The 12,220-nt window shown below is 62.9% G+C and carries 10 protein-coding genes; 6 read left to right on the top strand and 4 right to left on the bottom strand.

Features of this window, described 5'->3' with window-relative positions; all coding sequences use genetic code 11:
• A partial coding sequence (locus tag AC1DIO_RS25560) for an IS3 family transposase (RefSeq protein WP_441507538.1) occupies positions 1–210 on the top strand: 210 nt, incomplete at its 5' end.
• Positions 211–315: 105 nt separating this feature from the next.
• Here AC1DIO_RS25560 and AC1DIO_RS25555 read toward each other — a convergent pair.
• Entirely contained in the window at positions 316–891 is a 576-nt protein-coding gene (locus AC1DIO_RS25555) for a hypothetical protein (RefSeq protein WP_441507537.1), read from the bottom strand.
• A gap of 42 nt (positions 892–933) precedes the next feature.
• Between AC1DIO_RS25555 and AC1DIO_RS25550 the strand changes: the two genes are divergently transcribed.
• Positions 934–1,419, top strand: coding sequence for a hypothetical protein (locus AC1DIO_RS25550; protein ID WP_441507536.1), 486 nt, complete (start codon positions 934–936; stop codon positions 1,417–1,419).
• Here AC1DIO_RS25550 and AC1DIO_RS25545 read toward each other — a convergent pair.
• Positions 1,404–2,117, bottom strand: coding sequence for a transposase (locus AC1DIO_RS25545; protein ID WP_441507535.1), 714 nt, complete (start codon positions 2,115–2,117; stop codon positions 1,404–1,406). The genes AC1DIO_RS25550 and AC1DIO_RS25545 overlap by 16 nt on opposite strands.
• A gap of 599 nt (positions 2,118–2,716) precedes the next feature.
• Between AC1DIO_RS25545 and AC1DIO_RS25540 the strand changes: the two genes are divergently transcribed.
• The 4 genes from AC1DIO_RS25540 to AC1DIO_RS25525 all read left to right on the top strand — a co-directional run bounded on the left by AC1DIO_RS25540 (position 2,717) and on the right by AC1DIO_RS25525 (position 9,132).
• Positions 2,717–3,493: a hypothetical protein gene (locus AC1DIO_RS25540; protein ID WP_441507534.1), complete on the top strand. Its 777-nt coding sequence runs from the start codon at positions 2,717–2,719 to the stop codon at positions 3,491–3,493.
• Positions 3,494–3,642: 149 nt separating this feature from the next.
• The gene (locus tag AC1DIO_RS25535; protein WP_441507533.1) at positions 3,643–5,628 is read left to right on the top strand and encodes a hypothetical protein; all 1,986 of its coding nucleotides are present in this window, start codon (positions 3,643–3,645) and stop codon (positions 5,626–5,628) included.
• Between the two features lie 25 nt (positions 5,629–5,653).
• Positions 5,654–7,723, top strand: coding sequence for a type I secretion system permease/ATPase (locus AC1DIO_RS25530; RefSeq protein ID WP_441507532.1), 2,070 nt, complete (start codon positions 5,654–5,656; stop codon positions 7,721–7,723).
• Positions 7,724–7,791: 68 nt separating this feature from the next.
• The gene (locus AC1DIO_RS25525) at positions 7,792–9,132 is read left to right on the top strand and encodes an HlyD family type I secretion periplasmic adaptor subunit (RefSeq protein WP_441507531.1); all 1,341 of its coding nucleotides are present in this window, start codon (positions 7,792–7,794) and stop codon (positions 9,130–9,132) included.
• A gap of 49 nt (positions 9,133–9,181) precedes the next feature.
• Here the strand turns inward: AC1DIO_RS25525 and cueR are convergent, their stop codons facing one another.
• Both cueR and AC1DIO_RS25515 read right to left on the bottom strand, forming a co-directional pair.
• The gene (cueR, locus tag AC1DIO_RS25520; protein WP_069877841.1) at positions 9,182–9,628 is read right to left on the bottom strand and encodes a Cu(I)-responsive transcriptional regulator; all 447 of its coding nucleotides are present in this window, start codon (positions 9,626–9,628) and stop codon (positions 9,182–9,184) included.
• A 22-nt stretch (positions 9,629–9,650) separates the two neighbouring features.
• Complete coding sequence (locus AC1DIO_RS25515) at positions 9,651–12,176, bottom strand: heavy metal translocating P-type ATPase (protein WP_441507540.1); 2,526 nt, start codon at positions 12,174–12,176, stop codon at positions 9,651–9,653.
• Positions 12,177–12,220: the final 44 nt, after the last annotated feature.

Here is a 12,220-nt window from a genome sequence, read left to right as displayed (position 1 = left end):
AAGGAAGCGACCGTCAAGCGCTTCCACTATGACGATCATCGCCAGTTCGAGGCGCACCTCACAGACTTCGTTGCCGCCTACAATTTCGGCCGCCGGCTGAAGACCCTTAGGGGGCTCACACCCTACGAGTTCATCTGCAAATGCTGGACTTCAGAGCCAGAACGATTCAGGCTCGATCCAATCCATCAAATGCCGGGACTGAACATCTAGATCATCGGACCGGATATCATATCCAGTCCGACGGTCTAACCACCTGTGTTTGCATCGGCTTTCCCGAAAACCGCACTCCACTTTTCGGAGCGATGCCAAGCAAGGTCAGGACGTGGCCACGCCGCGTTCGAGCTGCGGGAGGAGATCCCAGATCCGCCGGTTCAGAGCATAGAGTTCCTGCGTCGCCGCCGCGATCTCGTCGAGCCGAGCCTGGTCGACGGGGCGGCGGGTGCCGAAACGCAGCCTGCCCCGGGCCTCCTCCAGTTTCATGCTCTGTGTGTGTGTGATCGCCCCGCTCGCGTCGACGACGAAGGTGGCGTGGTTGAGATCGTTGCGCAGCCGCGTTGCCGCAGAAAAGGCCTCGACAACCGCGTCAAGCTCGGCGCGCAGCCCCTTGTCCGTGATCCGGACCTTGGCGAGGCGCTGCGCCAGGTCGAGGCGCGCCCGCGTCGTGTTGAGCGTGGAAAAGACGATCGCTGCAGCCGCCTCGTCGGTGTCCAGCAGCAGCATCAGCACATAGATGAACATGCTCTCATTGTTGGACCAGGCGAAATTGAGATCGCCTATCAACGACAGAAAGGCTACCCTTTGCTCGGCCGAGCGTTGCGCGGCCAGCTCCAGCGCGATGAAATCAGGACGGGGCGGCAGCGTAGATGGCCCGTTCCGGTTGTGCCTAAGCATGTCGTCCACCGTTCCTGAAGGCTCCGATACGGCAGAGCCAGCATGTTCGATCTTCTGAGAGCCCGACCAGCGCGCAAGGCTGCCTTCTCCGTCCTCGAGCCGTTCGTTCTGAAGACTTCCGCGAATGGCGCCGGCCTGCAAGCGGGCGACTGGCTCCAGCCGCAGATTCTCGGTTTCCTTGCGACCCTGGTCACGCTGATCGTCGAACGCAAATGCGGCGAGCTGCGAACGCACGCGCTCGCCTCGGCCCAGTCATCGGTGCTGAATGCTCTCACCGGGATCGGCCCGGAACTTGTGGGCGAGGAAATCTGTCTTCTGAGCAGCCGCCGAGACCCGGCCTTCACCGCAGGGTCGATGGGAGCGCTCGCCTTTCTGGAAGCCTTGGACGCCACCCGGCCATCGGCGGGCGAACTGGTAGGAATGGAGCCGCTCGGCACAGCTTCCAGCGAAGCCGGAAGCAGAACGCTGGACGAGCTCTGGCACGACCATGTCGAACGTCATATGCGCAGAGGTCAGTTCTTGGCCTGAGAGACCGGCATGCCGAAACCGCTGAAGCTCGCAGCTCGGACCCGCGGCTGCGCCGGCTCGTCGTCAAGCAAGCCGAGTTCAAGTTGAACTTCCGTCAACGCCTCGCCGGCCTCTTCCAGCCGCTCCGGCCGGGTTGCAAGGAGCCGCCGCAACGCCTGAATGAACAAGGTGTCCGTTTCCGCGGTTGCGATGCCTTCCAGCGCTGCCATGAAGCGTTCAAAACGCGCGACGCAACTCGCGCTGCCTGGGCCGCCATCGACCTGGCAGTCCAGGAACTCGCAGCGCATGACCATGTCGCCATGCTGCCATGGTGCGTAGCAGGCCACCTCCAGCGGAGAAACCGCGAGGCCGCCGGCAATCTTCTGCTTCAGATGCCAGGCCGTTCGGACGGAAACTCCCAGCGTTTGCGCCAGCCTTTGCGACCCCATCTTCTGCCGGGTCGCCGTCAGCAGGTAGAGGGCCTGGAGCCAGACATGCAGAGGCACATGGCTGTTGTGAAAGATCGTGCCGTTCCTGATCGTGAACGGCTTCCGGCAGGAATAGCATTTCCACGCGCCAATCGGGGTGCTCAGGCCGTTGAGCCGCCCCAGCCGGGCAGCCTCGCCGCAATGCGGGCAAACCGGTCCGGAAGGCCAGACCATTCGTTCGAGCGACAAATGGACGACGCGCTCGTTCTGCAAGCGGATGGCGTTCGGCATGGCGCAACCTCCAACCCGAAAACATGGTCCCAGATGGGTAATTGAAAGTCAATAAAGTCTGAAAATGGGTAATAATTCGATACATTGACGCCGCAAGGGCATAGTTGGATGTTTGCTGATCGGGAATAATGCACACAACCCCCAAATTGTCACATTATTTCTGAGACATTTATCAATTTAGGCAACAAAAAGAAATTGTTCGCCAATAATGAATATTACATTCAATAATTTTAAATAATATTCAGAATTTATACCTATCTGCTAGTATATGACTCATAAAATTATATGTCTCAGATTTCATTTCGCACACTCTGGCCCAATATCGAACCAGACTAATAGTTCAGAAAAATTATTACTTATATCAACTAATTAATATCGGGAGACGCAAACAATGACTTAGTCAATTAAGGGGTTTCTGCTGTCTCCAGTACGAAATCTTGAAGAACGTTCCTTGCGTAGATAGGCGGGACATTCATTCGACATAAATTATCAATATTCCGCACTAATGGCATCCAACGCAAGTGGATCGGCGCAGCGCAGAAGGGACGCGGCGATCAACGAGCGGAAGGGTGCCTTTCCTTTTTTGACGGGAAAGCACCATGCCGAACAACAACGATTATCACCCGCAGGATCCAAGCCAGGATCAGGCGCAGGCTGAGATTCAAGCCCAATTGCAGGGACAAGGTCAGGGGCAAGGACAAGGCCAGGGGCAGGGACAAGGCCAGGCGCAGTACTCCGCGCAGGCCGTCGACACCTCCGTCTGGAATGACAACGGCAACCTGAATCTCAACGGCAACGGCAATCTGAACGCCAATGGCAACCTGAACGGCAACCTCAACTACAACGAGAACATCAACCACGTTCAGACCGCCGTCGACACCACTGTCAATGTAAAGGTCGACCTCGACCTCAGTGGCGCCCTCGTGCCACCCGTCGATAACCGGGTGATGGATATCGACTCGATTCACGACATCCACGACTCGATCGTGATGCCGTCCGTCGTCACCCAGACGACGGATGACGGCAACAACTTCAATATCGCGCAGGTCAACAACCTCACCGACAATGACAGCCTGTCCAATCCGTCGGTGAACTTCAACTCTGGTGGGCTCGACCCGTCCTGCTATGGTCCAGGCCATATCCCGGAAGCGGTTGGCGATTTCTCCATGACCGCCACGGCCACGGGTGGCTCAGCATCGTCGAGCTTCGGCGACATCCATGGCGGAAGTGACGGCTACTCGGGCATCGGCGCGGCTGCTGCCAACGTGGCCCTGACCCAGGAGGCCTTCACACAGCACATCGCCATGGGCGCAAATGTCCAGTTCAACTCCGTCGATCACCTGACCGTCGCAGGTCACGACATCGGCACACTTTGAGCGTCCCAACGCTCGGAAGGCAAGCTATGCTCGGACGCGCGGGGTCGCCTCCCCGCGCGCTCCCTGCTCGGGGCCGGTGAGCCCCTGAGCCCACGCAATGCCTGGTGCCCTCGCGACCGGCCTTGCCAGGCAATAGTGCAGAGTGTGCCATGAACATTGGCGGCTTTACCGAAACGATATGGCATTTTGCCGGCTATCTTCGCGTCTTCATTGATGAAATGCGGGCGCGCGAAACTTATGACGGCGAAGCGTCCCGGGTCGTGTCGGACGAGGGGGGCGATCGCTTCTACGATCGCGTTGCGCCCATCACACCGGATGAAACGGCTTCGCAACCCGTGTTCTTTCGGGCGCCGAACGTCTCCGACGACAGTCCCGCCCTCCACAGCCTGACGCCCACACCCTTCACTCCGCCGGCCAGAATCCTCCCATCGAGTCATCCGCCTCCACATCGCCTCGATGCGCCCGACAGCGTCGATAACGACTATGGCTATATGGTCACCAGCCACAAGATCGTCACTGTGGGGTATCAGAACGGCGGCACCGAGACATTGCTCTCGATCCACCAGGTCAATCAGGCGGACGACCGGGATCTGCTGACATCCGACGCGATCCGTTATCCTGACGGCACTCTCGTCGTGCCCCCCGAACTTCATCTCGACGGCGTCCTGAGCGACATGCTGCACCAGGCGCAGAGCGCTGTGCCCGGCGAGGTCGCGGCGCTTCAGGGCGGCACGACCCAGAGCGTGATAGCGGCTATCGAAAGTCGCGATATGCGCTGGACCGAAACGGGGAGCCCCTATTCCGACGGCAGCCCTGTCTCACATGCCATGGAAGGCAGAATTGTCGACGGCGCGCTCAACGCGAACGATCCACCGGTGCCGAGCCTTGCCGAGGTCGCGCCTTGGCGCCTGGCCGACGCGCCCGCCGACAGCATCACCAAATCCATTACAGCCGCCGAACCCACAGGCGGGGTCGCCGTCGTCTCGGAGACCGGGCTGAACATGCTGGCAAATGCTGCGGTCATCGTCGACGCCAACGAAGCAACAGGCTCGATGATCGTGGGCGGCAATTATTTCTTCAGCCGCGGCATCGCGCAGGTAAATGTCCTCGTGGACAACGACCATGTCGACGTCGCCGTCGATGGCACGCTGGCCCCCTTGGTTCAGAGCCATGGCAACGAAGTCCACAACATCGCGGAATTCGCGACGCATACGATGACGATCGCGCCAAACGGCGCCGCAGCGACCCCCTTCTGGTCGGTCGATGTCATGCCGGGAAGCTTCTATGATGTGAAATCCGTCATTCAGTTCAATGGACTGAACGATAGCGACAGGATCGTTCAGGCGGAGAACGGAACCTATTTCGACGTGAAGAGCGGCGAGAACGCCCAGCTCAATCTCGCTCAGATCACCGGCCTGGACAGCTACGACATCATCATCATTGGCGGCAACTATCACCGCGCCGACTGGATCTACCAGTACAACATCGTTCTGGACTCAGACAGCGCCAAGCTGTTTGCAACAGGCCACGGCAGCGATATTACCGTTGTCACCACAGGCTTCAACAACCTTACCAATCTCGCAGATATCACGACCTATGACAGCGTCGCATTCAAGCCGATGCAGCAGGCGCATTACGATCTTCTCGGCGCTCTTGATCAGAACTCTACAATTCTGACGCCCGACGCCAACTGGCAACTCAACGGCAACAGGTTCGGAACGCTGCACGTCCTCTACGTGCCCGGCGACTATTACGACGTGAACGTCATCACCCAGATCAATGTTCTGAACGACGCCGACCAGGTCATCCAGGCCAATGCTCAGCCCGGGACGACCCAAGGTGTCGCCGCCGGCGGGAACACGGTGCTCAATGAGGCGCATATCATTGATCCGGGCACGCTCTCGACCTCGAAATACCTGGGCGGCGACGCCTACGAGGAGAGCGTGCTGATCCAGACCAACATGATCACCGACACCGACAAGGTCACCATCCACGACACCCAGACATTGGTGCCCGAGCTCGTCGCCTTCGCGCATGACGTCGATACACATTCCGGATCGGACTCCTCCATCTCGCGCCCGGTCGTACCCGACCCGTCCCAGCACGATCACCTCACCTCCAACATCATGTCTTGAGGCCAGTACGCATCGAGGGCTCTCCATGACCGACGAAGCCGTTCCCGCCGCGCCACCGAACCGTCCAGATGCCGCCAGGTTGCCCGGAGCCACGCCGCTCGGGACAACCATTGGCAGGCCCCCGCCCCCGCTCACGCTGGTCGCCAATTCAAACGACCGCATGGCCGGCGAGGCCCGTCAGGCCTCACCAGGGCAAGCCCCGCTGCGCGCCGAGGCGAAGCATGGCGCTCCTCCCGCCGACAGCGTCCCCAATCTGCGACCGGTCGGAGGCGCCGGCAGCCCGCAAGGCACGACGACATCGAACGGTCCTGGGGGCGGCAAGGGCGGAACAGGTGGTGGCGGAGGGGGCGGTGGCAGCGGCGGCCGATCACCGCTCGAACAACGCCTCGGGGATCGCGATTTCCAGCAGGTCCTCGGCAAAGGGCTCGCGGAGGCGCGCCACAACCTGGTGATCGTCGCGATCTTTTCGATCGTCGTGAACACGCTGGTGCTGGCTGTCCCGATCTATCTGTTCCAGATGTCGGACAGGGTGCTGACCAGCCGCAGCCTCGACACGCTGATGATGCTCTCGATCATCGTGATGGTCGCGATCCTGGCCCATGTCCTGCTCGACATGATGCGCCGCTTCATCCTGATGCGGGTTGCCGTGGATGTCGAAAGCCGGCTCGGCGGCCCCGTTCTCAGCGCGGCAGCCAAGGCGGCCCAGAGCGGTTCGAATCGGGAGTTCCAGATACTCGCCGATCTTCAGCAGATCCGGAGCTTCCTGACCGGGCCGGTCATCCTGACGATGCTCGATGCACCGACCGCACCGATCTACCTGCTGGCAGTCTATCTGATTCATCCGCATCTCGGCTACATCGTCACGGTCGCCGCCATCGTCCTGTTCGTGGTCGCCTATTTCAACCAGAAGCTGACGGCCGTCCCCTTCGCAAGGTCGAGCGCGTTTGCGACGCGCGCCAATCTTCAATCGGAAGCGATGTCGCGCAACTCGCAGGTCATCAACGCCATGGGCATGATCCCGGAGGGCGTGCTGATCTGGGGCCGCGAGACCGCGGAATCCCTGAAGGCGCAGGTCAGCGCCCAGGACCGCAACATCATGATGACCGGGTTGTCGAAGTTCTTCCGGCTCGGCACGCAGATCGCCATGCTGGGCTGGGGTGCCTGGCTGTCCCTGGAAGGATCCCTCACCGGCGGCATGGTCATCGCGTCATCAGTGGTCGCGGGCCGCGCGCTGGCCCCGCTTGAAGGCACGATCGAAGGCTGGCGCAGCTTTATCCACGCGCGTGCCGCCTATTCCCGGGTTCAGGCCCTGTTGCAGGCCTCGCCGCTCAATCTCGATCGGCTGAAGCTGCCGAACCCCAAGGGCCGCCTCGATGTCGAGCGCATCCTCTATGTGCCGCCACCGAACAAGAAGGTCATCCTGAACGGCATCAGCTTCAGCCTCGAACCCGGCGACTCGCTTGCCATCGTCGGCGCCTCGGGCAGCGGCAAGTCGACGCTCGCGCGCATGCTGGTCGGCTCGATCACGCCAACGGCCGGCACGGTGCGGCTCGACCGGATGGAGCAGCGCAACTGGGACCCGCGGCAGTTCGGCGAGAATGTCGGCTATCTCCCCCAGGATACGCAACTCTTCCCAGCCTCGATCAAGGCCAATATCGCCAGGATGCGGGACGACGCGAGCGACGAGGATGTGTACGAGGCTGCCGAGATCGCCGACATCCACGAAATGGTCGCGCAGTTCGTACATGGCTACGAGACGCAGATCGGCATCGATGGCAGCCCGCTCTCCGGCGGCCAGAAGCAGCGGCTCGGGCTCGCCCGTGCCTTCTTCGGCAATCCGAGACTGGTCGTTCTCGACGAGCCCAACTCCAATCTCGACACGATCGGCGAGGCCGCGCTGGCGCGAGCCTTCGAGCGTGCCAAGGCGCGAGGCATGACGGTCGTGGCGGTGACACAGCGACCGGCCCTGCTGCGCAGCGTCGACAAGATCATGATGATCAAGGATGGCGCGGTCCAGGCGATCGGCGCACGCGACGAGATCCTGCCCCTGATCGTCGGGCAGCGGAGCATCGACAACACGCCAAGGCCGAACTGAGATTCTGTGCCGCCACGCCCCTGCCGGGGCGGGCAGTCGGGCGTTTTGCAAGGGTGGAGAGACGCACGATGACCGCAATGATCGCAGCCCAGCCCTGGTATGGCGACGTCCCGCGCAACACCCGCTGGGCGAAACTCAGCGGCATCGGCATCATGCTGATGACGGTCATGGGCTTCGGCGTCTGGGGCAATACCGCACCGATCTCAGGCGCCGTGATCGCGCCGGGGGTCTTCGTGACCACGGGACAGAACAAGACGATCCAGCATCTCGAAGGCGGCGTGATCCGCGAGATCATGGTGCGAGAGGGCGACGTCGTCCTGCCCGGCCAGTTGCTCGTGCAGCTCGACGACACCTCTTCCCGGGCGGAACTCCGCCGGCACCTGCTCAAGCAGATGCGGCTGGAGGCGGTCGAAGCGCGGCTGAACACCGAGGCGGCCGGTCGGTCCCAACTGGTATTCCCCCCCCACCTGATCGCAAGCAGCACCGACCGCGACGTCGCCGCGATGCTCCAGGCGCAGACGGCCACTTTCATTGCCCGCCAGAACAACATCTCCAATGACATTTCGGCTCAGCAAAAGGGCATCGACGGGCTGGAGGAAAGAATCGCAGGCAGCAAGGCCCAACTTGCCGCCGTCGCCCAGCAGAGCGAACTCCTCAAGGAAGAGCTCGCTGGCAAACAGGCCCTGCTGGACCGTGGCTATATCCGCAAGCCCGACGTCCTCGCGCTTCAACGCAACGCCGCCAATCTACGCGGCGAGGCCGGCCGGATCACCGGGGACATCGGCGACGCGCGGGAGCGCATCGCTCGCGCAGTCGAGCAGATCGATGGTGTCAGAAAGAACGCGATCAAGGCCGCATCGGAGCAGTTGCAGGACGTCAGTGCCGATCTGAACGATGTCCGTGAACGCATACACACGGTAAAGGGGGTTCTCGACCGCGCCAGGATCGTCACTCCGGTCAAGGGAACCGTGGTCAAGCTGCGCTACCACTCAGCCGGCGGTGTCATCGAGGCGGGCAAGAGCATCATGGAGATCGTCTCGCTGCAGGAAGAGCTCGTCATAGAGACGCATGTCCGTCCTCAGGATATCGACAAGATCAAGCACAGTCAGGTCGCGACCATCCGCCTCAGCGCCCTCAATCAGCGCACGACGCCGATGATCAAGGGCAAGGTGATCTATATTTCGGCCGACGCCCTGCCGGATGAAAGGCAGCGCGGCTACCCCAATACGTCCGATCTCTATGTCGTACGGGTCCGCCTCGACAGCAACAGCGCCGCCGCGATCCACGATTTCCAGCCGACGGCCGGCATGCCGGCAGAGGTCTATATCCAGACGAAGGAACGCACGTTCTTCGAATATCTGATGCAGCCGCTGAAGGACAGCATGGCGCGCGCTTTCCGGGAAACCTAAGCCGTCGATGTGGGGCGGGCGCCTTGCGGGGCGCCCGCCCTGTCCGGCTTCAGGCGTGATGCCGTACCCTGCCGCGAGAGCCTGCCGGAACCGCGGCTTGCCGGACGGGAGCATCGGCGAGGTCCTCGAGAATCGGGCAATCGGGGCGACCGTCGCCGTGGCAATGATGCGCCAAATGGCCGAGCGTCTTCACCATCGCCTGAAGCTCGCCGATCCGCGCCTCGAGCTCGCCGATGTGGCGCAGGGCAAACGCCTTCACATCGGCACTGGCCCGGCTCTTGTCGCGCCAGAGCGCCAGGAGTTCACGCGTTTCCTCAATCGAGAAACCGAGATTCCGGGCGCGCTTGACGAAGCGCAACGTGTGGACGTCGTCACCGGCATAGACACGATAACCCGCCTCGGTGCGCACCGGAGCCTCGATCAGCCCGATGCTCTCGTAGTAGCGGATCATCTTTGCGCTGACGCCAGAGGCTGTTGCCGCTTGTCCGATGTTCATCTCTCATGCTCCTCCTACAGTCTCACCCCGCCAACGCGAGCCTGGCGGCGCGCTGGTCCTGCAACGGGGCCGGCGTGCGAGCGCGGAAGCGCTTCAGGCGCAGCGCATTGGTCAGGACGCTGACGCTCGACAGCGCCATGGCCAGTCCGGCGAACATCGGCGACATCAGGATGCCGAAGCTCGGATAGAGCGCGCCGGCAGCCACCGGGATCAGCAGGGCGTTGTAACCGAAGGCCCAGATCAGGTTCTGGCGGATATTGGCGATCGTCGCCTGTGACAGCGCAATGGCATTGGCGACACCATTCAGATCGCCCGACATCAGCACGACATCGGCGCTCTCGATGGCGATGTCCGTGCCGGTGCCGATGGCAATGCCGACATCAGCCTTGGCCAGGGCGGGCGCGTCGTTGATGCCATCCCCGACGAAGGCGACCTTGGCGCCACCGGCCTGGAGCCCGGCCACCACCTCGGCCTTGCCGGTCGGCAGAACCTCGGCCACGACCTCGTCGATGCCAAGCCTCGCGGCAATCGCCTCGGCCGTACGCCGGTTGTCGCCGGTAATCATCACGACGCGCAGGCCGAGCCGATGCAGCGATGCGATAGCCTCGGGGGTCGTGGCCTTGACCGGATCGGCAACCGCGATGATGGCCGCGAGCCTGCCGTCGATCGCCGCATAGAGCGGCGTCTTGCCGGCATCGCCCAGGCGGCCTGCCGCCTCCGTGAAGGGCGAGAGGTCGAGCCCGAGACGCCGCATCAGCCGGTCGGCACCGATCTCGATCGTCCGGCCTTCGACGACGGCCTTGACGCCGAAGCCGGGTTCACCCGCGAACTCCGACACCTCTGCGAGGGCGAGGCCGCGCTGGCGGGCAGCGACAACGATCGCTTCCGCAATCGGATGCTCCGAGCGAGCCTCGACCGAGGCGACCAGCCGCAGCACCTGGGCCTCCTCGAAGCCCTCGGCGGTGACGAGATCGGTCAGCTCCGGCTTGCCCTTGGTCAGGGTTCCGGTCTTGTCGAGCGCCACGATCTTCGCATCCTTCAGACCCTGGAGCGCATCGCCCTGGCGGAACAGGATGCCGAGCTCGGCGCCCTTGCCGGTGCCGACCATGATCGAAGTCGGAGTCGCCAATCCCATCGCGCAGGGGCAGGCGATGATCAGCACGGCGACCGCGTTGACGAGAGCATAGGACAAGGCGGGGCTGGGGCCGAAGGCGAACCAGGCCGCGAAGGTCACAAGCGCGAGCGCCATCACGGCCGGGACGAACCACATCGTCACCTTGTCGACCATGGCCTGGATCGGCAGCTTCGAGCCCTGCGCCGCCTCGACGGTGCGGACGATCTGCGAAAGCAGCGTATCGGCACCGACCTTGGTGGCGGTGAAACGGAAGGCACCCGTGCCGTTAATCGTGCCACCGGTCACAGCCGCCCCCGCTTCCTTGCGGGCGGGCACCGGCTCACCGGTGATCATCGCCTCGTCGACATAGGACACGCCGTCGAGAACCTCACCATCGACCGGGATGCGCTCCCCCGGACGCACAATGACGACATCGCCCGGAACAACGCTCTCGATCCCGACATCGGCCTCGACGCCGTCGCGTAGGACACGCGCCGACTTCGCCTGCAGCGACATCAGTCGCCGGATCGCTTCGCTGGTCCGGCCCTTGGCTCTGGCCTCGAACCAGCGTCCGGTCAGGACGAGCGTGACGATGACCGCACCGGCCTCGAAATAGGTGTAGTCCGTGCCGTCAGGCGGGAACTCCGGCGCGAAGGTCGCCACCGTCGAGTACAGATAGGCCGCGCTGGTACCGAGCATGACCAGCGAATTCATGTCCGGCGCGCCACGCAGCAAGGCCGGCCACCCCTTCTTCAGGAAGCGCAGGCCCGGCCCGAACTGGACGAATGTCGCGAGCAGGAAGGACAGGAGCTTGATGTTGAACTCGCCGACACGCCCGGCGAGAAAATGGTGCAGCGGCTCGTACATATGCGAGCCCATCTCGAAGACGAGCAGCGGGATTGTCGCGACTGCGGCGATGATGACCGCGCGCTTCAAACCCGCCTGCTCCGCCTCGCGCGCCTGCTGCTCGCGATCCGAGGCTCCGGCATCGATGCTCGCCGCTTCGGCGGAATAGCCCGCCCCTGCAACGGCCGCGACGAGCTGCTGCATCTGGCCCGCACCGCCGAGAGTCCGCACGGTGGCACGCTCGGTCGTGAGATTCACGGTCGCGTCGAGCACGCCCGGCACCGCCTTGAGCGCCCGCTCGACCCGGCCGACGCACGACGCGCAGGTCATGCCGGAGATCTTCAGCTCGACGGTGCGCTCGGTGGGCTCGTAGCCGGCGCCGCGGATCGCGTCCGCGATCGCGCCGGCATCGCTACCGCCGGAAGACAGGGTCACACGCGCTCGTTCGGCCGCGAGGTTGACCGCGACTGAGCCGACGCCGTCGACGGCCTTCACGGCGCGTTCGACGCGCCCGACACAGGAAGCACAAGTCATCCCGCCGATCTCGATCTCAAATTCTCTAACGGGGCTTCCCGCTGTCCGTGCCATCGCCATGGCTTGATCTCCGCATGTTGATGGCGAGGGGTATGATC

The sequence above is a fragment of the Allobosea sp. 05T439 genome, assembly GCF_056396005.1.
The sequence above is the reverse complement of the archived record's forward strand: the minus strand, read 5'-3'. Positions and strand labels throughout refer to the sequence as shown.